Raw genomic sequence first — 23,163 nt, 5'->3', positions numbered from 1 at the left:
GACCGCGTAACCGGCGACGAGGAATCGATAACGCCGCTCGGAACGCGCCGTGTCGCCCGCGCTCCCGGCCACGATCCGTGTATCGATGTCCGTTTTCCTGTCCGCTTCCCTGCCCGCCTCGTTCTCCGATGGACTGTTCGATTGGCTGTCGGTGCCGTTGATACCGGGCGTCACCCGCACATACTCGTCCAGCCGCGGCGCTCACCGATGTCGCCCCGTTTGTACAAAGGTAATCTGCATACTTGTGCAGCACGATCATTCCCTCCCACCGGTATGTGATTGCCGCGAATCGTCGCCGGACCGACCGAATCCGGAGCGGCCCTGCGAGGCGTCACTCGCGACCTACCGGCGCGCCCTCATCGAGGGCAGCCTGCCGCAGGACGAGGTGGCCGATTGTCTGCGTGCCCTGCACCTGATGGTGGCCGACCGGGAGTCACCCGGCTTCATGATCCCCGTACCGCCGGAGACCGCCTCGTTCGCCGCACTCGCCCCCATCGAGGAGGCGATCCTCGAAGGGCGCCGCACACTCCGCTCGGCGCGCGCCACCCTCGCCGCCTTCGAGGGTCTGTACGCCGATGTGCACCGGCTCGAACAGCCCGCCCTCACCCGGCTCTCCGGCCAAGCCGTCATCAGCAAGGCGCTCGACGCGGGGGTCAGCGGCTGCCGGGAGTCGGTACGCACCGCCCACCCGGGCGGCGGACGCCCGGCAGACGTCCTGGCGGAGTCGCTGCCCCGGGACCTGCGCAATCTGCGGCGCGGCATCCGGCAGCGCACGATCTACCAGCACACCGTCCGCTCGGACCGCACGACGCTCTCGTACATCGAGCAGGTGACCGCGGCGGGCGCCGAGATCAGGACGCTCCCCGAAGTCGTCGACCGGATCATCGTGTTCGACCGGGACCTCGCGTTCATCCCGTTCTCCGACGAGCCCAACCACGCGCTGCGCATCCAGCATCCGCCCCTGGTCCGCTTCCTGGTCCGGCACTTCGACGAGGCGTGGGCCCGCTCGGTCCCCGTCCGCCCGGAACGCGCGCCGCTGCGCACCCCCGTCATCACCTCCGACCTCCAGCGCACGATCCTGCGGGCGGTCGTCAACGGCGAGACGGACGCGGCGATCGCCCGGCGCATCGGCATGAGCCGGCGCAGCGTCGCCGAGCACATGCGCAAGGTCTCCGAGCAGCTGGGGAGCAACAGCAGGGCCCAGCTCGGGTATCTGGTCGCCACATCGGGCCTGCTGAACGGCTCGGACGTGCCGGGTGGCCCGGGGCCGCTGGGCACGGAGGCGCGGCAGGACGGGGCGGGCCGCGCCGGCCGGTTCGGCGAGGGCGGTTCGGACGGCGAGGGCAGCTTGGGCGGCGAGGACAGCCGGTACGGCGAGGGCGGCGGGGACGGCTGAGAGCGTGCGACGGGGGCGCTCCGTCCGGAACGCCCCCGTCAGTGCGTCAGCCCGCCGGGCCTCGACCCGCCGGTCGGTCAGCCCGCAGGCCGACAGCCCACCGGCCCGTCAGCCCACCGGCCCGTCAGCCGAGGCCGGGACCCCGTACCGGAATGCTGGTGAAGGTCGGCGCCGGGGCGGGCTCGGTGAAGAAGTCGTTGCCCTTGTCGTCGACCACGATGAACGCGGGGAAGTCCTCGACCTCGATCTTCCAGACCGCCTCCATGCCGAGCTCCTCGTACTCGACGACCTCGACCTTCTTGATGCAGTCCTGCGCGAGGCGTGCCGCCGGGCCGCCGATCGAGCCCAGGTAGAAGCCGCCGTGCGCGTCGCACGCGTCGGTGACCTGCCGGGACCGGTTGCCCTTGGCCAGCATGACCTTGGAGCCGCCCGCCGCCTGGAACTGCGCGACATAACTGTCCATGCGGCCGGCCGTCGTGGGGCCGAAGGAGCCGGAGGCGTACCCCTCGGGCGTCTTCGCCGGGCCCGCGTAATACACCGGGTGGTCCTTCAGGTACTGCGGCATCTCCTCGCCCGCGTCCAGCCGCTCCTTGATCTTGGCGTGCGCGATGTCGCGCGCCACGACCAGCGGGCCGGTCAGCGAGAGCCGGGTCTTGACGGGGTACTTGGTCAGCTCGGCGAGGATGTCGTCCATCGGCCGGTTCAGGTCGATCCGGACGACGTCCGCGGCCTCGTCCAGGTGGTCGTCGGTGGTGTCCGGCAGGAAGCGCGCCGGGTCCTTCTCCAGCTGCTCCAGGAAGACGCCCTCGGCGGTGATCTTCGCGGTGGCCTGGCGGTCGGCGGAACAGGACACGGCGATGGCGACGGGCAGCGAGGCGCCGTGCCGGGGGAGCCGGACCACGCGCACGTCGTGGCAGAAGTACTTGCCGCCGAACTGCGCGCCGATCCCGATCTTCTGGGTCAGCTCGAAGACCTTCTGCTCCAGCTCCTGGTCCCGGAAGCCGTGCCCGGCCGGGGAGCCCTCGGCGGGCAGTTCGTCCAGGTAGTGCGCGGAGGCGTACTTCGCGGTCTTCAGCGCGAACTCGGCCGACGTACCGCCGACGACGATCGCCAGGTGGTACGGCGGGCAGGCCGCAGTCCCCAGCGAACGGATCTTCTCCTCCAGGAACTTCATCATGGAGGCCTCGTTCAGGACCGCCTTGGTCTCCTGGAAGAGGAACGACTTGTTGGCCGAGCCGCCGCCCTTCGCCATGAAGAGGAACTTGTACGCGCCGCCGTCGGTGGCGTACAGCTCGATCTGCGCCGGGAGGTTGGAGCCGGTGTTCTTCTCGTCCCACATGTTCAGCGGGGCCATCTGCGAGTAGCGCAGGTTGAGCTCGGTGTACGCGTCGAAGATGCCGTGCGACAGGGCCTCCTCGTCACCGCCCGAGGTCAGCACGTTCTGGCCGCGCTTGCCCATGACGATCGCCGTACCGGTGTCCTGGCACATCGGCAGGACGCCCGCGGCGGAGATGTTCGCGTTCTTCAGGAGGTCGAGCGCGACGAACTTGTCGTTCGACGAGGCCTCGGGGTCGTCCACGATCCGGCGCAGCTGCGCGAGGTGGGCGGGGCGCAGGAAGTGCGAGATGTCGTGCATGGCCTCGGCGGCGAGCGCGCGCAGGGCCTCCGGCTCGACCTTGAGGAACGTACGGCCGTCGGCCTCGAAGGTGGAGACACCCTCGGCGGTCACCAGACGATAGGGCGTGGTGTCCTCTCCCAGGGGGAGCAGATCGGAGTACGCAAACTCTGGCATTACGGCCATTCCTCACTCGGCGACGGTGGCTGGCCTCCCTTGGACAGCGCACCCACCAGGGTAGAACCCTGTACGGCTCCCGATCCTGTGAGGTAAGGCTCACCTGGAGGACGGCGGGGCGTCCCCGAAGAGGCGCGGCGGAGCACTCCCGGCGGGGCACGACGGGGCGTGGTGGACGGAACGCGGCGGGCGGATTGGCCGGATCGCCGGGACGGCCCCTAGTCGCGATCTATCGCGTTTGGGTAGGCTGGTTCGGTGGACCTCGAAAAGCAGCCCCAGCAGCCCGTCGCCCCGGCTGAACCCGCGCCGGCCGGCATCCGGGCCTCCGACGCCGACCGCGACCGGATCGCGGACATTCTCCGGGACGCCATGGCCGAGGGCCGGCTGACCGCCGAGGAGCACGCCGAGCGGATCGATCTGGTCTACCGCGCCAAGACGGTCGGCGAACTCGAACCCCTCGTCCGTGATCTGCCCGCGACCGGTGCCACCGCCCCGCAGGCCGGTTCGCAGGCCCGCCCCTACGCGTACGGCCCCGAGGCCCCCGCCGGGCCGGCGGACAACCTGGTGGCGGTCTTCAGCAGCTCGACCAGGAAGGGGCGTTGGCGGGTCGGCGGCCGGACGAACGCCTTCGCGCTGTTCGGCAGCGTGGAGATCGATCTGACGGAGGCGCTTTTCGGCCAACGGCTCACCGTCGTCAATGCGACGTCCATCTTCGGCAGTGTCGAGATCAAGGTGCCGCAGAACATCTCGCTGCGCGGCAGCGGGACGGGTGTTTTCGGTAATTTCGAAGTGTTGACGCTGGAATCCGCCGACCCGGAAGCACCGGTCGTCGTGGTGAACGGCTATTCCGTGTTCGGGAACGTGGAGGCAAAGCCCAAGCGGGGCAAGTTCATTGCCGACCTCCACGACCAACTTCGCAAACACCTGGGCCGCTGAGCGGGGCGGCGGGCGGGCTTCTGGTTCCGGCCAAAGTGCGCGCCGGGTGCAATTTCGTGCTCCGGAAGCCGGTGCCACGCAGGGCTTAGGCACGCGCACAGCGGGTAGGGAATGCTGCATCGTCTCTTGCTCGCGAAGCCGTCGTCAGGAGTAGGCCGTGCTGCAACCGCCGCATCAGACTCTGCAGGTCGCCGCCGTTCCTTCCCAGCGCACTCCCGCTCGGGAAGACCAGGCGGGTCCCTGGCATTCGGAGGCGGTGTGCCGCCGGGACGAAGCCGGGCTGTTCTTCGCCCCGTCGAAGGAGCCGACTGCTGCCCGACTGTCCCGCGAGGAGGCCGCCAAGCGGGTCTGCGCCCGCTGCCCGGTGATGGAAGCGTGCCAGGAGCACGCCCTGATGCAACCCGAGCCGTACGGGGTGTGGGGCGGACTGACCGCCGCCGAACGCCGCGTGGTGCTCGCCAGGCGCCGCAGGCGGGACATCGAGATCAAGTCCGCGGCGCCCACGGGACAGATAGCCGCGGCGGGCTGAGGCCGCCGGGGCAAGGGGGAGGGGCCGCCGGACCGGCGGCCCCTCCCCCTTGCCCCGACTGCTTGACGCCTACCGCCACGCGTGGTTCCCGCCGCTGCGCGTGGTGCTACTTCGCGCGGTCGAAGTCGATCGCGCTGTAGGCGCGCAGTTTCGACAGCCGGTGGGTCGAGTCGATCTTCCGGATCGTGCCCGACTTGGAGCGCATGACGATCGACTCGGTGGTCGCCGTCTCCGCGCGGTACCGCACACCGCGCATCAGTTCACCGTCGGTGATTCCGGTCGCCACGAAGAACACGTTGTCGCCGCTGACCAGGTCGTCGGTCGACAGCACCCGGTCCAGGTCGTGCCCGGCGTCCAGCGCGCGCTGACGCTCGGCATCGTCCTTGGGCCAGAGCTTGCCCTGGATGACACCGCCGAGGCACTTTATGGCGCACGCCGAGATGATGCCCTCGGGTGTGCCGCCGATGCCCATCAGCAGGTCGACGCCGGTGCCCTCCCGGGCCGCCATGATCGAGCCCGCGACATCGCCGTCCGAGATGAACTTGATCCGGGCGCCCGTCTCCCGGATCTCCTTGACGATGCCCTCGTGGCGGGGGCGGTCGAGGATGACGACGGTGACGTCCTCGGGCATGGAGTTCTTGGCCCGCGCGACACGCCGGATGTTCACTGCCACGGGCGCGTTGATGTCGACGAAGTCCGCGGCCTCGGGGCCGGTGACCAGCTTGTCCATGTAGAAGACGGCGGACGGGTCGAACATGGCGCCGCGGTCGGCGGCGGCCAGGACGGCGATCGCGTTCGGCATGCCCTTGGCGTTGAGCGTGGTCCCGTCGATCGGGTCGACGGCGATGTCGACCTCCGGGCCGGTGCCGTCGCCCACGCGCTCGCCGTTGAACAGCATGGGGGCTTCGTCCTTCTCGCCCTCACCGATGACGACGACGCCGTTCATCGAGACGGTGGAGACGAGGGTGCGCATGGCCTTCACGGCGGCGCCGTCGGCGCCGATCTTGTCGCCGCGGCCCACCCAGCGCCCGGCGGCCATGGCGGCGGCCTCGGTGACCCGGACCAGTTCAAGAGCCAGGTTGCGGTCGGGGGCCTCCGGGGAGACCTCCAGTTGGGACGGCAGATGATGCTCGGACATCGGAGCGCACCTTTCTGTACGACGACGACCGGAAAAGAGGGTGCTGTGACTCTATCGGTAGGTCGATAAAATGAGCAGAGCGGGTCACGTATGAGCGCCCGGTGTCGGGCTGGGTGCGAGTGGCCGCCCAGTGGCCGGACGGGCGGGGCCTCATGCCACCATGGAGCACGTGGCGAGCAAGCGAGGCAAGCAGACGGTCCGGGACATGTTCCTGTCGATGATGGTGATCACCGCGGCCGCGGGGGTCATTTACGTCTTCGTTCCGCATGACGAGAAGGCCGACCCCGTCAAGGCCGTCGACTTCCGGGTGGAACTCGCGACGGCCAGGCGCGCGGCACCGTATCCGGTGGCCGCCCCGGGCGACCTGGGGAAGGGCTGGAAGTCGACCTCCGTCTCGTACGAGGGAGCGGCGGGCAACAACTGGCACCTCGGCTTCCTCGACCCGGACAAGAAGTACGTCGCGGTCGAGCAGTCCACGTCCCCGGCGAGGAAGTACGTCGCCCAGGTGACCCGGAACGCGAAGAACACCGGGCGCACCGAGGACGTGGCGGGCCGCACGTGGCAGCACTGGGAGGGCCCGAAGTACGACGCCCTCGTGCTCCATGAGAAGGGCTCGACCACCGTGGTCACGGGCTCGGCGCCCAAGGCGCGGCTGGTGGAAATGGCCGCCGCCCTGCAGACCACCCCCTGACGGACGTCGGAGCGCACACGCGAGAGCGCCCGGCCGGGAATGCCCGGCCGGGCGCTTTCGTATGTCATTTCCGCCGGAGCGGCCGCGGATCCGGAGGGATCGAGCGGTGCCGGGGCCGACGGTACTGACGGTCCAGCAGCACCGGACCCGTCCGTGGGCCCCGGACGGCTCAGACGGTCGTGACGACCTCGTCGTACGACAGGCGCGGCGAACGCGGGAACCAGGCGTCCTCGCCCGGCTTGCCGATGTTGACGACCATCAGCGGGGTGTGGTCGTCGTCCAGGAACTCCTTCTGGATGCCCGCGGCGTCGCAACCGGTCATCGGGCCGGCGGCCAGACCGGCGGCGCGGACACCGATGATGAAGTACGCGGCCTGGAGCGCGGCGTTCAGGAGGGCGGCCGACTCGCGGACCGGGCGCTCGGAGAAGAACGCGTCCTTGGCCTGCGGGAAGTGCGGCAGCAGCGCCGGGAGCTCCTCGTGGAACTCGTTGTCGGCGGCGAGGATCGCGACGAGCGGGGCGGTGGCGGTCTTCGCCTGGTTGCCCTCGGCCATGTGCTGGACGAGGCGCTCGCGGCCCTCGGCGGAGCGGACCAGGATGACGCGCAGCGGCGACTGGTTGAAGGCGGTGGGGCCGAACTTGACCAGGTCGTAGATCGCCTGGACCTGCTCATCGGTCACCGGCTCGTCGGTGAACGTGTTGGCGGTACGGGCCTCACGGAAGAGGAGGTCCTGGGCGGCGGGGTCAAGAGCGAGGGGCATCTTGCGGATTACCTTCCGGAGGAACAGGGGGGATCAAGCGATGTCGCCACCGTAGTGGAGAAGTAGGTTAACTTTCAACTAAACCGCTTCCGGAGTGATCCACTCCACAGGGCGGGAGGCCGCACCGGGCGGGCCGAGTACGGGGCCCGCCTGCCGCTTCCTCCGCGTCCGCCGCCGCGTTCACCGTTCCCCGCCGCCGTACCGCCGCACGGTTCAGTCGTCGGCGCCCGGGGCCTGGGCGGGCTCCTCCGGGCGGGCCAGGGCCGCGTCCAGCCGGGCGCGGGCGCCCTCCAGCCAGTGCCGGCAGATTTTGGCCAGCTCCTCGCCCCGCTCCCACAGGGCCAGCGACTCCTCCAGCGTCGTGCCGCCCGCCTCCAGGCGCCGCACGACCTCGATCAGCTCGTCGCGCGCCTGCTCGTACCCGAGCGTGCCTGTCGCGGCGGCCGTCGCCGTCCCGTCGTCCGTCATGTGATCCACCCTATTCGTGAGCTGGGAAAACAACGTGAGGGGCTCACCCCTCCACCCGTACGGTGAACTCGCCCTCCGACACCCGCGCCCGCAGCGGCTCGCCGGGCGCACCGGCGTCGGCGGGGGAGCGCACCACATGGCCGTCCGGCCGCTGGAGCACGGCGTAACCCCGCTCCAGCGTCGCGGCGGGCGACAGCGAGACCACCCGGGCCCGGGTGTGCGCGAGCTCCGAATCGGCGCGGTCCAGCAGATGACCGAGCACCCGGCGGCTCCGCCCGACGAGCGCGTCCACCTCCGCGGCCCGCTCGTCCACCAGCCGGTGGGGACGCTCCATCGACGGGCGGCCCAGCGCATGGGCCAGCCCCCGCTCCTCCCGGTCCAGGACGCCCCGTACGGTGCGCAGCGCCCGGTCCCGCAGCTGCCGCACCCGCTCCAGCTCCTCGCCCACGTCCGGGACGACCTTCTTCGCGGCGTCCGTGGGCGTCGAGGCCCGCAGATCCGCCACGAGGTCCAGCAGCGGGGAGTCCGGCTCGTGCCCGATCGCGGAAACCACCGGCGTACGGCACGCGGCCACCGCCCGGATCAGCTGCTCGTCGGAGAACGGCAGCAGGTCCTCCACGCTGCCGCCGCCGCGGGCGACGACGATCACGTCGACCTCGTCCAGGGAGTCCAGCTCCTCGACCGCCTTGACCACCTGATTCACCGCGTGCACGCCCTGCACCGCGGTATTGCGCACCTCGAAGCGCACCGCGGGCCAGCGGCGGCGGGCGTTCTCCAGGACATCGCGCTCGGCCGCGGAGGCCCGCCCGCAGACCAGACCGATCAACTGCGGCAGGAACGGCAGCGGCCTCTTGCGGTCCAGCGCGAAGAGCCCCTCCGCGGCGAGCGACTTCTTCAGCTGCTCCAGCCGGACCAGCAGTTCCCCGATCCCGACCGGCCGTATCTCCGTCGCCCGGAGGGAGAGCTGCCCCCGGGGCGCGTACCACTCCGGCTTGGCGAGCACGACGACCCGCGCACCCTCCGTCACCACATCGGCGATGCGGTCGAAGACCTGCCGGTAGCAGGTCACGCTCACGGAGATGTCGTGCGACGGATCGCGCAGGGTCAGGAAGACGACCCCGGCACCGGGCCGCCGCGACAGCTGAGTGATCTGCCCCTCGACCCAGATCGCACCGAGCCGGTCGATCCACCCCCCGATGAGCCGGGACACCTCGCCGACGGGCAGCGGTGCTTCCGCGGACGTATTGAGAGCCATGCGAAGGAGCGTATCGGCAGGCGCCGACAGGAAGGGGCGGACAGGCACTCGGGCCCGCTCACACCCCACCACCCCCGCTGCTTCCACCACCCGCCCCCCGCTGCTTCCACCCCACCGCCCCCGCTGCTTCCACCACCTGCCCCCGCTGCCTCCACCACCCCGCACCGCTGCCTCCACCACCCACACGGCTCCCCCGGCTACCCCTCGTGCCTCAGCTCCCTCCGCCGCCTGCGTTCCCACCGCTCCCGCCGGAGCTCCCCGCGCTCCCGCCAGCCCCGGGGCGCCGCCCCCACTGCACCGCGAGCACCACCAGCCCCACCGCCAGCCAGCACAGCCCGACCACCTGGGCGCTCGCAGTCGCCTCCACGATCACCGCGATCAGCACCGCGGCACCCACCACCGGGATGACCACATGGAGCCACCAATTGGGCGGCCCTTCCATCCGGCGTACGGCGAACCAGCCGACCACCGACGCGTGCAGCAGCACGAACGCCGTCAGCGCGCCCACGTCGACGACCGACACCAGATGGTCCAGCCCGTCGTCGCGCCGGGCCGCCCACACCGCGGCCACCAGCGTCACGACGGCCGCGCCCAGGATCGCGACCCGCGGCACGCCGGACTTCGGGTCGACCCTCGCCAGGAACGGCGGCAGTCGCCGCTCGCGCGCCATCGCGAACACCAGCCGCCCGGCCGCCGCCTGCCCCGCCAGCGCGGCGAACGCCGCACCGATCGCCTTGCTGACGGCCACCAGATCGTGCAGCCAGGTCCCGACCGAGGCGTCGACCGCGTCGTAGAACGCGGACCCCTGCTTCGCCGGATCGGCCGCCAGCTCCGCCGAGCTGACCGGCTCCAGCAGCGCGGCCAGATAGGACTGGGCGATGAACAGCACCCCCGCGAGCACCAGGCAGAACAGCACCGCCCGCGCCACCTTCGCCGAACCGCCGGTCACCTCCTCGGCGAACGAGGCGATGGCGTCGAAGCCCAGATACGAGAGCACGGCGACCGACACCGCCCCCAGCACCGCCGTCATCGAGAACCCGGAATCGCCGGTGAGCGGCGAGAGCCAGCCGCGCTGCGCCCCGTCGCGCACGAGCACCACCACCGCCGACACCAGGAACACCAGCAGCACCGCGATCTCCATGGCCAGCACGGCGAAGCCGACCCGGGCAGCGGCCCGTACCCCCCACAGGTTGAGCAGTGTGGTCAGTACGACCGCCATGGCCGTCCACACCCAGCGCGACACCTCGGGGACCAGCGCGTTCATCGCGATCCCGGAGAAGAGGTAGGCGACCGCGGGGATCAGCAGATAGTCGAGCATCGCCATCCACCCGGCGATGAATCCCGGCCCTTCCCCGAGCCCCTTGCGGGCATACGCGAACACCGAACCCGCCAGTGGGGCGACCCGCACCATCTGGGCGTAGCTGAAGGCGGTGAACGCCATGACGACGGTCGCCGCGATGTAGACGAGCGCGACCGCGCCGTCGGACTTCGCGTCCAGCGTCCCGAACACACCGACCGGCGCCATCGGAGCGATGAACAGCAGCCCGTAGACCACCAGATCCCGGAAGCCGAGCGTGCGCCGCAACGTGGCCCGCTCCGTGCTGCTGCCTCCCGACATCCGACCTCCATCGCCGTCCGTGCACATCAACGTCGCCAACAGTCTCCCGACCCGGCAGGACCGGCGCCTCTTCGGTACGGCCTTACGATGGGACGCATGACTGCAACTCCTGCCCGCCGTGTCCTGCTCGCCGCTCCCCGTGGCTACTGCGCGGGCGTGGACCGTGCCGTGATCGCCGTCGAGAAGGCCCTGGAGCAGTACGGGGCCCCGATCTACGTGCGCCACGAGATCGTGCACAACAAGTACGTCGTGCAGACCCTGGAGAAGAAGGGCGCGATCTTCGTCGACGTCACCGCGGAGGTCCCCGAGGGCTCCATCGTGATGTTCTCCGCGCACGGTGTCGCGCCGACCGTCCACGCCGAGGCCGCCGAGCGCAAGCTCGCCACGATCGATGCCACGTGCCCGCTGGTCACCAAGGTCCACAAGGAGGCCGTCCGGTACGCCAAGGAGGACTACGACATCCTCCTGATCGGTCACGAGGGCCACGAGGAGGTCATCGGCACGAGCGGCGAGGCCCCGGACCACATCACGCTGGTCGACGGCCCCGAGGACGTGGCGAACGTGAAGGTCCGCGACGAGTCGAAGGTCGTCTGGCTCTCGCAGACCACGCTCTCGGTCGACGAGACGATGGAGACGGTCGACGCCCTCAGGGGCAAGTTCCCGAACCTTCTCTCGCCGCCCAGCGACGACATCTGCTACGCCACGCAGAACCGCCAGATCGCGGTGAAGAAGCTGGCCCAGGACGCCGAGCTGGTCATCGTCGTCGGCTCCAAGAACTCCTCGAACTCCATCCGCATGGTCGAGGTCGCCCTCGACGCGGGCGCCCCGGCCGCCCACCTGGTCGACTTCGCGAGCGAGATCGACGAGGCCTGGCTGGAGGGCGTGACCACGGTCGGCCTCACCTCCGGCGCCTCCGTCCCCGACGTACTGGTGGACGGCGTGCTGGAATGGCTGGCCGAGCGCGGCTACGGCGATGTCGAGACGGTGAAGACGGCCGACGAGTCGATCACCTTCTCGCTGCCCAAGGAACTGCGCCGCGACCTGCGCGCCGAGGCGGCAGCCCTTTCCGCCGAGTAGGCGGGCGCGGTGTCCGGCCTGCCCGTACGGTGGATTCCATGCAGATCTTCGGCGTGGACATCGGCGGATCCGGGATCAAGGGCGCTCCCGTGGACCTGGACCGCGGAGACCTGGCGCAGGAGCGCCACAAAGTACTGACACCGCAGCCGGCCACGCCCAAGGGCGTGGCCGACTGCGTGGCCGAGGTCGTCGGCCACTTCGACTGGTCGGGCCCGATCGGCATCACGTTCCCCGGGGTCGTCACGGACGGTGTCACCCGTACCGCGGCCAATGTCGACAAGGGCTGGATCGACACGGACGCGCGCACCCTGCTGGGCGACCGGATCGGGCAGCCCGTCACGATCCTCAACGACGCCGACGCGGCGGGAGTCGCCGAGATGACCTTCGGCGCGGGGCGGGGACGCAAGGGCACGGTCATCATGCTGACCTTCGGTACGGGCATCGGCAGCGCGGTCTTCACGGACGGCCGCCTCGTCCCCAACACCGAGCTCGGCCACCTGGAGCTGCACGGCCACGACGCGGAGAAGCACGCGTCCACGAAGGCCAAGGAGGACGAGAACCTCAGCTGGCACCACTGGGCGCACCGGGTGCAGAAGTATTTGGCGCACGTGGAGATGCTGTTCTCGCCCGAGCTGTTCATCATCGGCGGCGGCGTCAGCCGTAAGGCGGAGAAGTTCCTGCCCCTGATCGAAAACGTACGGGCCGAGATCGTCCCGGCGGAGCTGCAGAACAACGCGGGGATCGTGGGCGCGGCGATGGCGGCGGGGGACAAGTAGTCCCCGCGGCAGCAGGCCCCCCGCAACAGCCCCGCGGGCCGTCTGCCCGCGGCGCTACGGGCGCGGGGCGCGGCGCGCGGCGCCCGCGACGGACTGTCCGGTACGGGCGGCGGCCTGGGCGGCCTGGGCTCCCTGCGCGGCGCGGACCGGCTGGACCGCCGGGACCGGATGCCGCCGCTTGGCCCGCATGTGCCGGACCTTGCGCACGGTGGCGATGAGCCCGGCGACGAGAGTGCCGCCGTACAGCCAGCCGGCGTGCACGGCGAGCGCGGTGACGACGGCCATCGTCTGACCGCCCAGGCCTCCGGTGCCCCCGGAGACCGGGATGACACCGACGGCGAAGGCGATCGGCACGCTGATCGGCGCGGTGACCAGGTCGGCGGGGCGCACCCAGAGCGCGGTGAGCGCGCTGACCGGCAGGAACAACAGCCCGTAGACGATCTCCGAGCTGTCGAACAGCAGCCGGTCGAGGCAGGCCAGGACGAACATGGTGACGGCGGCGAAGAGCCCCGCCCCGATGCCGGTCAGCCGGGGGCTGGGGAATCTGCGCAGTGCCGCCACCGCGGGCGGCAGCGAGCGGGTCCGGTCTCCCGGCGCACCCGTCACCCGGTAGACGGCGGCGCTCTCGCCGAGGGCGCCCTGCGGGGACGGGGCCGGCGGGGCCTGCTGAGGCTGCCTGCGCTGCGGGGGTCGTGTCCTGTGCTGCTCCACCTGCACAACGTAGGTCGCGAGGCGGGAGGAATCAGGCGTTGGACACGCCCTTTGGCCGACCTTGGGGTTGAGTTCGATGTCACACGGCCGAATACCGACCTGATCGGCCCTGCCGAGCGGCCCGGCGGGGACCTCCGGCAGACCTCCGGCAGACCTCCGGCAGACCTCCGGCGGACCCGTGCCGGGCCGCCCGCCGCCGCCCGTAAACTGGAGAATCGGTCTCCACTCCGAGGCCTGGCCCGAACAGCACGACCCCTCCTCACCTCCTCACTCCAGGAAGTCGCCAAAGTGTCGCTCACGATCGGAATCGTCGGTCTGCCGAATGTCGGCAAGTCGACCCTGTTCAACGCCCTGACCAAGAACGACGTGCTGGCGGCCAACTACCCGTTCGCCACGATCGAGCCGAACGTCGGCGTGGTCGGCGTCCCGGACCCGCGCCTGAACAAGCTCGCGGAGATCTTCAACTCTCAGAAGCTTCTCCCCGCCACCGTCGACTTCGTCGACATCGCGGGCATCGTCCGCGGCGCGAGCGAGGGTGAGGGCCTGGGCAACAAGTTCCTCGCGAACATCCGTGAGTCCGATGCGATCTGCCAGGTCATCCGCGCCTTCAAGGACGAGAACGTCGTCCACGTCGACGGCAAGGTCTCGCCCAAGGACGACATCGAGACGATCAACACCGAGCTGATCCTGGCCGACCTCCAGTCCGTCGAGAAGGCCGTCCCGCGCCTGACGAAGGAGTCCCGCCTCCAGAAGGAGAAGGTGGCGGTCCTCGCCGCCGTCGAGGAGGCCCAGAAGATCCTGGAGTCCGGCGAGACCCTCTTCGCCGCGGGCATCACCGCGTCCACCGAGAAGGGCCGGCTCCTGCACGAGCTGCACCTGCTCACCACCAAGCCTTTCCTCTACGTCTTCAACGTCGACGAGGACGAGCTGGTCGACGAGGACTTCAAGAACGCCCAGCGCGCCCTGGTCGCCCCCGCCGAGGCCATCTTCCTGAACGCCAAGATCGAGTCCGAGCTGATCGAGCTGGACGACGACGAAGCCCTGGAGCTCCTCCAGTCCATGGGCCAGGAAGAGCCCGGCCTGGCCACCCTCGGCCGCGTCGGCTTCGACACCCTGGGCCTCCAGACCTACCTCACGGCAGGCCCCAAGGAAGCCCGTGCCTGGACGATCAAGAAGGGCGCCACGGCCCCCGAGGCGGCCGGTGTGATCCACACCGACTTCCAGAAGGGCTTCATCAAGGCGGAGATCATCTCCTTCGAGGACCTGGTGGAGACCGGCTCGGTCGCCGAGGCCCGCGCCAAGGGCAAGGCCCGCATGGAGGGCAAGGACTACGTCATGCAGGACGGCGACGTGGTGGAGTTCCGCTTCAACGTGTAGTCGTGTGCACTGCACGTGACTTGATTGGTCAAGCGTGCAGGTGGGAAGGGGTCGGACTCCGTCGGGTCCGACCCCTTTGGCGTCACCATGCTGGATGGGCGCTGGATGTTCTGACGTATGGGCAGCGGTTGATCAGGTGTCGTAAACGGTGGACCGACGTACCACGTGAACGACCCCCAGACCGCCAGTTGCTCAGGAGATGGTCGTGGCGAGGGCCGCCGTGGAGGCGATTTGTCGGGGTCGGCCTCGCCCCAGCGGCGGGCGAGCCGCACCAGCTCCGGTCCCGACCAGGTGCGCGGTTCCACCCGGGTCTTCGCCTGGGCGAGCAGCAGCGGTCGTCCCCGCGCGTCCCTCACCTCGAAGTCGATGGCCTCGTCGGCGCCCTCCACCCGGAAGGTCTCTGCCTCCGGATACTGGTCCGGAGTGCGGATCAGCTGGAGAATGGCGCACGCTGTCTGGAACCCCATGCCCCGTGCCGTGTCGACTCCACCCATGTGGTGCATCCCCCTTGGCCTCAGCTCGCCCTCCAGCATGCAGGGCGCCACTGACAGCCCCCTGTCGCGAGCCATCAAATGCGCGCTATAGCTGATGACTTGTTGTATGCGACTTTAGGGTCACAACAGCACCAGAAGTCACGAGATCGTCCCGCGTCTTCCAGGGGGAATGGGCGGACCCGCAGATCGTCGCAGTAGCCGGTGCGGCTGGCACTGCCATCGTTTCGGTAATGGCTACGGATGGCTGGCACCGTGCGAGGGACAGCGTCGTAGCGCTCTGGCCACGGTTCCGACCCGAGTCCGCCGACGCGGTCCATGCGGATTTCGAAGGGAACCGGAGGGTCCTCGTCGATTCTCTGCCAGCGGGTGACGAACACAAACGCGCCGCACTGATCGCCGCATGGAACGGGTACTTTCTCGGGTTACTCGTCGCACAGCCGAACGCTCTTGACGCCCTCAGGCACCTCAGCACGGTCCTCACACAAGAGAACACCAGCGGTCCCCCTTCCTCCCTGAAGATGACAGCCCATGCGAGCGGCAAAGCACACGTGTTCCAGGCCGGGCGTGACCAGAAGATCACCCAGTCGTGACTCCGCCCCGGCGTGACGATGGGATGAACGAGCCCTGGTCGATGCGGGCCGATGCCTCCGATGCCGCTCGGGTGCATCAGGCGGGTAGAGATCAGCACTTCGTTCAGAACCAGTTGAATGTGCGGGTCGGAAGGGGTCCGCCTCCTCGGAGGCGGGCCCCTTCGTTTTCCCGTGCTGGATCGGTGCTGGATCGGTGCTGGATATTCGGATTCTCCGTCAGGGCGATTCAGGTGTCGTAGATCGTGGAGCGGTGTCCGACGCGGATGACCCACACGATCAGTTCGCCGTTTTCGACGGTGTAGATGACGCGGTAGTCGCCGATTCTGAGACGGCGGCGCTCGGGCTGGGAAACGAGCGCGGTGGTGTTGAAGCCGAACGGGTCGGTTTCCAGTTCCGTCAGCTTGGTCAGGATGCGGAGCGCGGTGTCGCGCGGAACCTTGCGGAGTTCGGCTCGGGCTTCCGGGTGGAAGACGGCGCGGTACTCACTCACTTCGCGCCAGCGTCTCCTTCATGACGTCCTCGATCGGGATGCCGGCCGACCGGGTCGCCATGCGCTCGTCGATGAGGCGGTTGATCTCGCGCTCTTCCCATTCCTGGTACTTGCGGAGCACCTCTATCGACACGACGGCGGCAACTTCTTTGCCTCGTCGCGTGATGACTGTGGGCGTGTCGTCGCGATCGGCGCGTTCGACGACCTCGGCCAAGTGTGCGCGGACGTCGCGGATGGACTCAATGGGCATCTGCGTCATATGCTCAAAGGTACCGGATGTCTCATGTGTACACAATGGCTACTGGTCTTGGGTGAACCCCGGGCCGTGCTGGATGGCTCTTCATCGTGCTGGATGCGTGCGGGGCAGGAGCTTCGAAACTAGCGTTTCCGTAGATGGGAGCCCTGTGTTGAATGTCCCCCTTCTGCTTGTAATCGTCCGCATGCTGTGCGCGCTGATCGGCTAAATGTGCAGGTCGGAAGGGGCGGGGCGGTGTTGAGTCCGGCCCCGGGTCACCGCTGCTCGTGCTGTTGGTCGTCCCGTCGTCACTGTGCCTCCGACTCGCCGCATTCGCTTCGTCATGGACGTAGGCCATCAGCTCTTCTCCTCGGAGCCGCCCACGGTCTTGTCGAGCACGCGGTGACCGCAGCAGGGGAGCAGGGGGGAATGGTCCACCTGTGCGGTCCCGTCGGTGTGCCATGGATTTCTCCGCCCTGGCGCACCCGGCCGGTCCGCGGCGAGTTCGCGACATCCGGCAACGGCCGTCGCGGACCGGCCGGGTGAACGGCCGATGGCGGCCTCCTGGCGGAGGCATAGGGTTCGGCCGAGAAGATCCGCTCGGCGCGGGCGAGTTGCGCCGGGGCGGTACGGTGGCCGCCCCGAGGAGGAGCCGGATGCTGCAGGCGCTGGGACTGGGACCGGGCGAAGAGGTCATCTATACGGCGCTGCTGGCCACACCCACCGGTTCCGCGCGGGACCTGGCCCGGCAGACCGGACTCGACGAGGCCGAGAGCGTCCGGATCCTCGATGACCTGGCGGCGCGGGGCCTGGTGGCCGTTGTGGCGGAGGCCGCGAGCGGGTCGCCCGAACCCGCCGAGGGCGAGGCCGGCCCGCCGCCCGCCCGCTATCGGCTCACACCGCCCTCGGTGGCCCTGGCTCCGCTCCTTGTCGAGCAGCGCAACGCGCTTCACCACGCCGAGACCGCCTTCTCGATCCTGAGCGAGCAGTACCGCAGTACCGCCGCACAGACCGCGGGGGGTGTCGTGGAGGTGGTCGTCGGTGTGGAGCAGGTCGCGCACCGGTTCCACCAATTGCAGAGCGGGGCCCAGCGGGAGTTGCTCGTCTTCCTCGTCGGCGCGCCCATCGCGGTGCCGCGCGAGGACACCGACACGGCGGAGAGTTCCGCGTTGGATCGCGGAGTCGACTTCCGGGTCGTCGCCGCCAAGGACTATCTGGACGGTCACGACATCGTGCGGGACGTGCGGACGGCTGTCATGGCGGGCCTCGACCTGCGCCTGGTCGACTCGCTGCCGCTGAAGATGGTCGTGTCGGACCGGGAACGCGCCATGGTGCCACTGGACATGGCGGACTCCGGTGGTGAGCCGAGCGCGATCGTGGTGCACCGCAGCGGCCTGCTGACGGCCCTGGTCCATCTCTTCGAGAAGGAATGGGCCCAGGCCCGGCCGATGTACACGACCACGGGGGCGCCCGAGGAACCTGCGGCCGATCAGCCGACCGAGGGGGAACTGGAGGTCCTCGCACGGCTGTTGGCGGGCATCTCGGACCGGCGGACGGCGTCCCAGCTCGGTCTCTCCGTGCGTACGGTGGAGCGGCGGATACGCCGTTTGATGGACCTCGCCGGAGTGGACTCGCGCTTGCAGCTCGGCTGGCACGCGGCACGTGCGGGCTGGCTGTGCCCGCCCTCTCCGTCTGTCTGAGAGCCGAGGACTCCGGTACCGGCGCCGGCAGTTCCTGGCAGCCCCGGGACGGCCGGCGGCGGGCGGCGTCGCCCCACGGCGTCGCCCCACAGCGTCGCGGCCCCACGGCGACGTTCCGGCGGAGGGCGTCCGGCGGAGGGCGTCGGGCGGAGGGCGGCCGCGCCCCGCGACCGTGCGAGGCGGCGGTTCCCGACGGTGACGAGCAGTGGAGGTGACCGCGTGACGGAATGCCGTCACGTGGGGAACCCGCCATGCGTGGCACGCCTACGCGCTCCGTATGTCTGCCAGGATTCAGCCGCAAGCCTGGCATGTTCACGGCGTCAAGTAGGGGAGACTCATGCATCCCATAGCGCGCATAGCCTTGGGCGCGGCGACCGCCGCAGTCCTGGGCGTCACCGCTGTCGCACCGTCCGGGGCGGCGACCACACCGCCTGACGGTGCTTCGGGAGAGAAGCCCATCGTCGGTGGCGGGACCCCGCCGGCGGGCGGCAAGCAGGTGACGGTCACGCTCGTCACCGGCGACAAGGTGCTGGTCACCACAGACCCGTCGGGCCGCAGCTCCGCGGCCCTGCTGCCCCACGAGGACGGCACGCAGCCGCTCGTGCAGACCTTCCAGCTGGGCAAGGACCTCTACGTCTATCCGGAGGGCGTTTCCCGGGCGATCGCCGAAGGCAGGGTCGACGAGCAGCTGTTCAACGTCACCGGCCTGATACGTCAGGGATACGACGACACGAACACCGATGCGCTGCCGCTCATCGCCACGTACCAGAACCGTGTCGATGTCGCCGACAGCCTGCCGGTGGCTCCTCGCGGGTCGAAGCGCGGCCTTGAGCTTCCCGCCGTGAACGGCGTCGCGCTCAAGGCGGGCAAGGACACCGCCGCCGCCTTCTGGCAGGACATCACCGACACCCGTTCGCGTGCTGCCTCCACGTTGAAGAAGCTGTGGCTGGACAGCAAGGTCGAGGCCACGTTGGACCGGTCGACCAAGCAGGTGCACGCGCCGGAGGCCTGGGCCGCCGGCTACGACGGCAAGGGCACCAGGGTCGCCGTGCTGGACACCGGCGTGGACGCCGAGCACCCGGACCTGGTGAACCGGATCGCCGCGTCCAAGAACTTCACGGACTCCCAGAGCACCGCGGACCGCCAGGGGCACGGCACTCACACCGCGTCCACCGTCGGCGGCTCCGGAGCCGCCGACGACGGCCGCAGGAAAGGCGTCGCCCCCGGGACCTCCCTGCTCGTCGGCAAGGTCCTCAACGACTCGGGGTCCGGCGAAAGCTCCTGGATCATCGCCGGTATGCAGTGGGCCGTCGACCAGAAGGCCGATGTCGTCTCCATGAGCCTGGGCAACCCGGCCATCGGCACCTGCTCCGACCCGCTGGCGGAGGCCACGAAGGAGCTCTCGCGGAACACGCGCACCCTGTTCGTCGTCGCCGCGGGCAACGCCGGTTCGGGCATCGAGACCGTTTCCTCGCCCGGCTGTGTGCCCGGCGTGCTCACCGTCGGCGCCGTCGACCGTGACGACACCACCGCGTGGTTCTCCAGCCGCGGCCCGGTGGCCGTCACGCATACCCTCAAGCCCGAGATCGCCGCCCCCGGCGTCGGTATCTCGGCCGCCAGCGCGGGTGGACGCGGCCCCTACGCCTACCGGGAGATGTCGGGCACATCCATGGCGACCCCGCACGTCGCGGGCGCCGCTGCCATCGTCCGCCAGGCCCACCCGGAGTGGACCGCGCAGCAGATCAAGGCGGCCCTCGTCTCCTCCGCCCGTACCGGCGGGAAGGTCGCCGGTGCCGACCAGACCGGGGCGGGCGTGCTCGATGTGTTCGACGCGGTGCGCCAGAAGGTGCTGTCCGCACCGGCCGTCCAGGGCGGCAGCTACAACTGGCCGCAGGACACCTCCGACCGCACCACCGTGCAGGTGCCCTTCACCAACACCGGCACCGACGAAGTCACCCTGAAGCTCGGGGTGAGCGGTGTGCACGGCAACGACGGCAGCGATGTCAGCTCCGGCATCATGAGGCTCGAACACAGCAAGGTGACCGTTCCCGCGGGCGCCACGGTCAACGTGCCGCTGCGTATCGACCCCACCGCCCGGCTCAAGGCCTCCCAGTACGGGGCCGTCACCGGCCGCGTCATCGCCACCGGCGGCGACGCGCATGTCAGTGTGCCGGTCACGCTCCACGTCCAGCCGGAAACGGTCACCCTCCGGGTCAAGGTCGTCGACCGCAACGGCAAGCCCGCGGACGGCGCCTCCTCGCTGGACCTGGTCAGCCTCGACACCGACCGGGGCGAGCGCCGCAGCAACGAGGGCGCCGCCGAGCAGATGTACCGCGTGCGCCCTGGTGACTACGCACTCGCCGGTTTCGTGGCCACCTACGACGCGGACAACGCACCCGAATCGATCGGCTACCTCGGCCGCCCGCAGCTGCGGATCACCGGTGACACCACCGTCGTCCTCGACGCCCGCAAGGCACACCGGCTCAGCCCGCGGACCGACCGTCCTTCCAAGGTGAGCAGCACCACGCTCAGCTACGGCCGTACGTGGGACGACACCTGGCAGCTGAACGGATCGCTCTCTTCCGGCAGCAACGTGCAGAAGTTCTACGCCTCCGTCGAAGGGCGGGCCCGGAAGGGCTTCTTCGAGTTCCGGCCCACCTGGCGTGCCACCGGTTCGCAGGGCGGCTCGTCCTACGTCTACAACCTCTCGTTCCCGACCGGGGGGCCGCTGCGGTCCGACCGGGTCTACCGCCCGAGTGATGCCGGGCTGGCCCGGGTCACCGAGAAGTGGAACGCCCTCGGCAAGGAGGCCGACTACCTCGACGGGCTGTTCATCCTCCCCGCCTGGAACACGAACACCGCCATCCCGGTGAGCCTGCTCGCTCCGGTCAAGGTGCCGGGCACCCGTACCGCCTACTACACGACCGGCGACGACACCTGGCTCCACGGCGCGATGACCAGCTTCCCCTTTGCCGCGTTCATGTCCGACCAGTACCGCGTCCACCGGCCCGGTGACCGGCGTACCGAGGAGTGGTACGGCGGCCTCCTGCGGCCGGCCGCGGCGCGCGACACCGACGGCGACCTGGCGCTGGCCGCCGAGCGGCAGGGCGATCTGATCGGCTTCCAGAGTGCGCTCTGGCTCGACGGCTCCGGCGACCACTGGTCCTACGGCGGGTCGTTCGGCGACCTCGGCAACCTGTTGCTGAAGCGCAACGGCGAGGAGATCGCCAGAAGCACCTACCCGTACGACGCGTTCGAGGTGCCGGCCGAGGACTCCGCGTACGAACTCACCCAGAACCTGTCCAAGATCGACACCTCGGACCGGAACTGGCTGCGTTCCACCGCCGTCACCACCACCTGGAGCTTCCGCTCCCACCTGGAGCCCGATGTCTACTCCCGCGGCATACCGATCCTCTTCCCGGCGTACGACCTGCCGGTGGACAGCGTGAACACGCTGCCCGCGCGGAGCGGTATCAAGGTCGGTCTGTCGGTCGAGGGTCACGCCGGGTACACCCCGGGCAGGATCACGGAGGCCTCCGTCTCCTACTCCTACGACGGCGGCACCACCTGGACCCAGGCGCCGACCGAGCAGCGGGCCGGCAGGTGGACGGCCACGCTCGACCACACCGGTGCCACCGGCGAGCAGGTCATGCTGAAGACCACCCTCACGGACTCCGGCGACAACGCGGTCACCCAGACCATCACCCGCGCCTACGACGTCCGATAGCCACACGGCAGGGCCGGGCGGGTCTCCCTCCACAGGGGGACCCGCCCGGCCCTTTCCCGCTGTCTGCCGGGCCGCGGCTCAGTGCAGCGGTGAACGGCGGACGGACAGGACCGCGACGTCGTCGTGCTGGCTGCCGTCCCCGGCGAATGCGCGCGCGTTGTCGTAGAGGGCGCGCGGCAGGTCGGTGGGGGAGAGCGAGACACGCTCGGCCAGCCGTTCGGTGATGGGGTAGAACGTGCCGTCGGCGGCGCGGGTCTCGGTGAGTCCGTCGGTGGTCAGCAGGAGCGTCGCGCCGGGCGGGAAGGCGAACCAGTCGACGGTCGCGGGTTCGGTGGCGAGTTCGGCCAGGCCCAGGGGGACACCGGATGCGAGGGCCGGGGTGCTGACCGCGGCGTCGTGGAGCAGCTGCGGCGGAATGTGGCCGCAGTTGATGACCTGTACCTCGGTGTGCGCGTCGATGTTGACGACGAGGGCTGTGACGAACCGCTCGTCGTCCCCGGTCTGCGCGGCGTAGGAGTTGTGCCGTACGACGGAGGCGTCGAGCGCGTCGGCGAGCGCGGTCAGGGTGGGCTCCCGGTGGGCGGCCTCGCGGAACGCGCCGATGACGGCGAACGCGGCGCCGACCGCGGGCAGGCCCTTGCCCTGGACATCGCCGATCAGGACCCGGGTGCCCCACGGGGAGGCGACGACGTCGTAGATGTCACCGCCGACGAGCCGGTCCTCCTGCACGGGCTCGTACACGCCGTCGACCAGGGCGTCATCGGTGAGCAGAGGCAGCGGGCGCAGGATGTGGCGCTGCATCGCCGCGGCGGTGGAGCGGATCCGCAGCATCTCGTGCTCCCGGCGGATACGGCGACCGCAGGCGTAGACGGAGGCCGCGCCCAGGGTGAGCGTGAGCAGCATCATGAGGGTCCTGTCGACCCACGACGCCCCGTCACCGTGGCGGATCACCACGGTGACGATGACCGCGACCGTGGTCCATGCGGAGACGAACAGTGTCTGCCGTACGGTGCACAGCGCCGAGGCCGTCCCCGGCAGAAACACGAGAAGCCCCAGAAGCCACACCAGTGAACCGGACAGGGCACCGAGGACCAGCACCAGGACGGTCATCGACACCACACCGATCACGACTTCGGCGTTGCGCGGCGGCTCGATGGCCTCGGAGGGAGGTGTGAATCTCTTCGCACGGGTACGGGGCACGGGACCTCCTGGCAGGTGGTGTGTTCCCCCGTACGTTAGGCAGGCGCCGCCGCGACCGAGCCGCGGCCCCCCCGCCGGGGGGCGGGGGGGGGCGGCCGGGGGGGGGGGGGGGGGGGCGCCCCCCCCCCGCCGCCCCCGCGGGATTGGCCGCCGTTTACGGGGGCACACTGGCCAGGCAGAGGGCGCGGGGGGGGGGGGGGGCG

At 70.1% G+C, this 23,163-nt stretch carries 19 protein-coding genes; 9 read left to right on the top strand and 10 right to left on the bottom strand.

The features are described from left to right. The first annotated feature begins 385 nt into the window (after nucleotides 1–385). Nucleotides 386–1,396 carry a LuxR C-terminal-related transcriptional regulator gene (locus tag ACIGJO_RS06900; RefSeq protein WP_399953108.1) on the top strand — a complete coding sequence of 337 codons (1,011 nt, stop codon included), beginning with the start codon at nucleotides 386–388 and terminating at the stop codon, nucleotides 1,394–1,396. A 124-nt stretch (nucleotides 1,397–1,520) separates the two neighbouring features. Here ACIGJO_RS06900 and ACIGJO_RS06895 read toward each other — a convergent pair whose 3' ends face one another. Then, nucleotides 1,521–3,188, bottom strand: coding sequence for a fumarate hydratase (locus ACIGJO_RS06895; protein ID WP_399953105.1), 1,668 nt, complete (start codon nucleotides 3,186–3,188; stop codon nucleotides 1,521–1,523). A gap of 255 nt (nucleotides 3,189–3,443) precedes the next feature. Between ACIGJO_RS06895 and ACIGJO_RS06890 the strand changes: the two genes are divergently transcribed. Together ACIGJO_RS06890 and ACIGJO_RS06885 are read left to right on the top strand one after the other, a co-directional pair. Beyond that, nucleotides 3,444–4,124 carry a DUF1707 domain-containing protein gene (locus ACIGJO_RS06890; protein ID WP_399953103.1) on the top strand — a complete coding sequence of 227 codons (681 nt, stop codon included), beginning with the start codon at nucleotides 3,444–3,446 and terminating at the stop codon, nucleotides 4,122–4,124. A gap of 157 nt (nucleotides 4,125–4,281) precedes the next feature. After that, on the top strand, nucleotides 4,282–4,653 hold the full coding sequence (locus tag ACIGJO_RS06885) for a WhiB family transcriptional regulator (RefSeq protein WP_399953101.1): 372 nt from the start codon (nucleotides 4,282–4,284) through the stop codon (nucleotides 4,651–4,653). A gap of 106 nt (nucleotides 4,654–4,759) precedes the next feature. On the opposite strand, the gene glpX is transcribed toward ACIGJO_RS06885, so the two are convergent. Next, nucleotides 4,760–5,791, bottom strand: a complete 1,032-nt coding sequence (glpX, locus tag ACIGJO_RS06880; RefSeq protein WP_399953099.1) for a class II fructose-bisphosphatase — start codon at nucleotides 5,789–5,791, stop codon at nucleotides 4,760–4,762. Between the two features lie 160 nt (nucleotides 5,792–5,951). Between glpX and ACIGJO_RS06875 the strand changes: the two genes are divergently transcribed. Then, nucleotides 5,952–6,482 (top strand): DUF4245 domain-containing protein, encoded by a 531-nt coding sequence (locus ACIGJO_RS06875; protein WP_399953097.1) that lies wholly within the window; start codon nucleotides 5,952–5,954, stop codon nucleotides 6,480–6,482. A gap of 169 nt (nucleotides 6,483–6,651) precedes the next feature. On the opposite strand, the gene ACIGJO_RS06870 is transcribed toward ACIGJO_RS06875, so the two are convergent. The 4 genes from ACIGJO_RS06870 to ACIGJO_RS06855 form a co-directional block, all read right to left on the bottom strand. Next, nucleotides 6,652–7,242 (bottom strand): malonic semialdehyde reductase, encoded by a 591-nt coding sequence (locus ACIGJO_RS06870; RefSeq protein WP_399953095.1) that lies wholly within the window; start codon nucleotides 7,240–7,242, stop codon nucleotides 6,652–6,654. 213 nt (nucleotides 7,243–7,455) lie between these two features. Next, on the bottom strand, nucleotides 7,456–7,710 hold the full coding sequence (locus ACIGJO_RS06865) for an exodeoxyribonuclease VII small subunit (RefSeq protein WP_399953093.1): 255 nt from the start codon (nucleotides 7,708–7,710) through the stop codon (nucleotides 7,456–7,458). 43 nt (nucleotides 7,711–7,753) lie between these two features. Beyond that, nucleotides 7,754–8,965 carry an exodeoxyribonuclease VII large subunit gene (gene xseA, locus ACIGJO_RS06860; RefSeq protein ID WP_399953091.1) on the bottom strand — a complete coding sequence of 404 codons (1,212 nt, stop codon included), beginning with the start codon at nucleotides 8,963–8,965 and terminating at the stop codon, nucleotides 7,754–7,756. Nucleotides 8,966–9,176: 211 nt separating this feature from the next. Next, a complete protein-coding gene (locus ACIGJO_RS06855) occupies nucleotides 9,177–10,610 on the bottom strand; it encodes an APC family permease (RefSeq protein WP_399953257.1) in 1,434 nt (477 codons plus the stop codon). Nucleotides 10,611–10,670: 60 nt separating this feature from the next. On the opposite strand from ACIGJO_RS06855, the gene ACIGJO_RS06850 reads away from it, so the two are divergent. Together ACIGJO_RS06850 and ppgK are read left to right on the top strand one after the other, a co-directional pair. Continuing rightward, entirely contained in the window at nucleotides 10,671–11,660 is a 990-nt protein-coding gene (locus ACIGJO_RS06850; protein WP_399953089.1) for a 4-hydroxy-3-methylbut-2-enyl diphosphate reductase, read from the top strand. Between the two features lie 38 nt (nucleotides 11,661–11,698). Continuing rightward, nucleotides 11,699–12,436, top strand: a complete 738-nt coding sequence (gene ppgK / locus ACIGJO_RS06845) for a polyphosphate--glucose phosphotransferase (RefSeq protein WP_399953087.1) — start codon at nucleotides 11,699–11,701, stop codon at nucleotides 12,434–12,436. Nucleotides 12,437–12,490: 54 nt separating this feature from the next. Here the strand turns inward: ppgK and ACIGJO_RS06840 are convergent, their stop codons facing one another. Then, complete coding sequence (locus ACIGJO_RS06840; RefSeq protein WP_399953085.1) at nucleotides 12,491–13,147, bottom strand: DUF6542 domain-containing protein; 657 nt, start codon at nucleotides 13,145–13,147, stop codon at nucleotides 12,491–12,493. Nucleotides 13,148–13,435: 288 nt separating this feature from the next. On the opposite strand from ACIGJO_RS06840, the gene ychF reads away from it, so the two are divergent. Continuing rightward, a complete protein-coding gene (gene ychF / locus ACIGJO_RS06835; protein ID WP_266923379.1) occupies nucleotides 13,436–14,524 on the top strand; it encodes a redox-regulated ATPase YchF in 1,089 nt (362 codons plus the stop codon). A gap of 1,310 nt (nucleotides 14,525–15,834) precedes the next feature. Here the strand turns inward: ychF and ACIGJO_RS06830 are convergent. Beyond that, nucleotides 15,835–16,098: a type II toxin-antitoxin system RelE/ParE family toxin gene (locus tag ACIGJO_RS06830; protein WP_399953083.1), complete on the bottom strand. Its 264-nt coding sequence runs from the start codon at nucleotides 16,096–16,098 to the stop codon at nucleotides 15,835–15,837. After that, nucleotides 16,091–16,357, bottom strand: a complete 267-nt coding sequence (locus ACIGJO_RS06825; RefSeq protein WP_266923385.1) for a type II toxin-antitoxin system Phd/YefM family antitoxin — start codon at nucleotides 16,355–16,357, stop codon at nucleotides 16,091–16,093. Before ACIGJO_RS06825 ends, ACIGJO_RS06830 begins: the two co-directional genes overlap by 8 nt. Nucleotides 16,358–16,989: 632 nt before the next feature. Here ACIGJO_RS06825 and ACIGJO_RS06820 point away from each other — a divergent pair. Continuing rightward, entirely contained in the window at nucleotides 16,990–18,033 is a 1,044-nt protein-coding gene (locus ACIGJO_RS06820; RefSeq protein ID WP_399953080.1) for a helix-turn-helix domain-containing protein, read from the top strand. Between the two features lie 337 nt (nucleotides 18,034–18,370). After that, nucleotides 18,371–21,760, top strand: a complete 3,390-nt coding sequence (locus tag ACIGJO_RS06815) for a S8 family peptidase (protein WP_399953077.1) — start codon at nucleotides 18,371–18,373, stop codon at nucleotides 21,758–21,760. Nucleotides 21,761–21,838: 78 nt separating this feature from the next. On the opposite strand, the gene ACIGJO_RS06810 is transcribed toward ACIGJO_RS06815, so the two are convergent. Next, the gene (locus tag ACIGJO_RS06810; protein ID WP_399953074.1) at nucleotides 21,839–22,960 is read right to left on the bottom strand and encodes a PP2C family protein-serine/threonine phosphatase; all 1,122 of its coding nucleotides are present in this window, start codon (nucleotides 22,958–22,960) and stop codon (nucleotides 21,839–21,841) included. Nucleotides 22,961–23,163: the final 203 nt, after the last annotated feature.

The sequence above is a fragment of the Streptomyces sp. NPDC079020 genome, from assembly GCF_044542225.1.
GTDB lineage: Bacteria > Actinomycetota > Actinomycetes > Streptomycetales > Streptomycetaceae > Streptomyces.
This window is presented reverse-complemented; position numbering and strand designations above follow the sequence as displayed.

Coding starts and splice junctions, on each gene's coding strand:
- ACIGJO_RS06895 (WP_399953105.1), bottom strand. CDS start 3,188: ATGCCAGAGTTTGCGTACTCCGATCTGCTCCCCCTGGGAGAGGACACC.
- glpX (WP_399953099.1), bottom strand. CDS start 5,791: ATGTCCGAGCATCATCTGCCGTCCCAACTGGAGGTCTCCCCGGAGGCC.
- ACIGJO_RS06875 (WP_399953097.1), top strand. CDS start 5,952: ATGGAGCACGTGGCGAGCAAGCGAGGCAAGCAGACGGTCCGGGACATG.
- ACIGJO_RS06870 (WP_399953095.1), bottom strand. CDS start 7,242: ATGCCCCTCGCTCTTGACCCCGCCGCCCAGGACCTCCTCTTCCGTGAG.
- ACIGJO_RS06865 (WP_399953093.1), bottom strand. CDS start 7,710: ATGACGGACGACGGGACGGCGACGGCCGCCGCGACAGGCACGCTCGGG.
- xseA (WP_399953091.1), bottom strand. CDS start 8,965: ATGGCTCTCAATACGTCCGCGGAAGCACCGCTGCCCGTCGGCGAGGTG.
- ACIGJO_RS06855 (WP_399953257.1), bottom strand. CDS start 10,610: ATGTGCACGGACGGCGATGGAGGTCGGATGTCGGGAGGCAGCAGCACG.
- ACIGJO_RS06850 (WP_399953089.1), top strand. CDS start 10,671: ATGGGACGCATGACTGCAACTCCTGCCCGCCGTGTCCTGCTCGCCGCT.
- ppgK (WP_399953087.1), top strand. CDS start 11,699: ATGCAGATCTTCGGCGTGGACATCGGCGGATCCGGGATCAAGGGCGCT.
- ACIGJO_RS06825 (WP_266923385.1), bottom strand. CDS start 16,357: ATGACGCAGATGCCCATTGAGTCCATCCGCGACGTCCGCGCACACTTG.
- ACIGJO_RS06820 (WP_399953080.1), top strand. CDS start 16,990: ATGCTGCAGGCGCTGGGACTGGGACCGGGCGAAGAGGTCATCTATACG.
- ACIGJO_RS06815 (WP_399953077.1), top strand. CDS start 18,371: ATGCATCCCATAGCGCGCATAGCCTTGGGCGCGGCGACCGCCGCAGTC.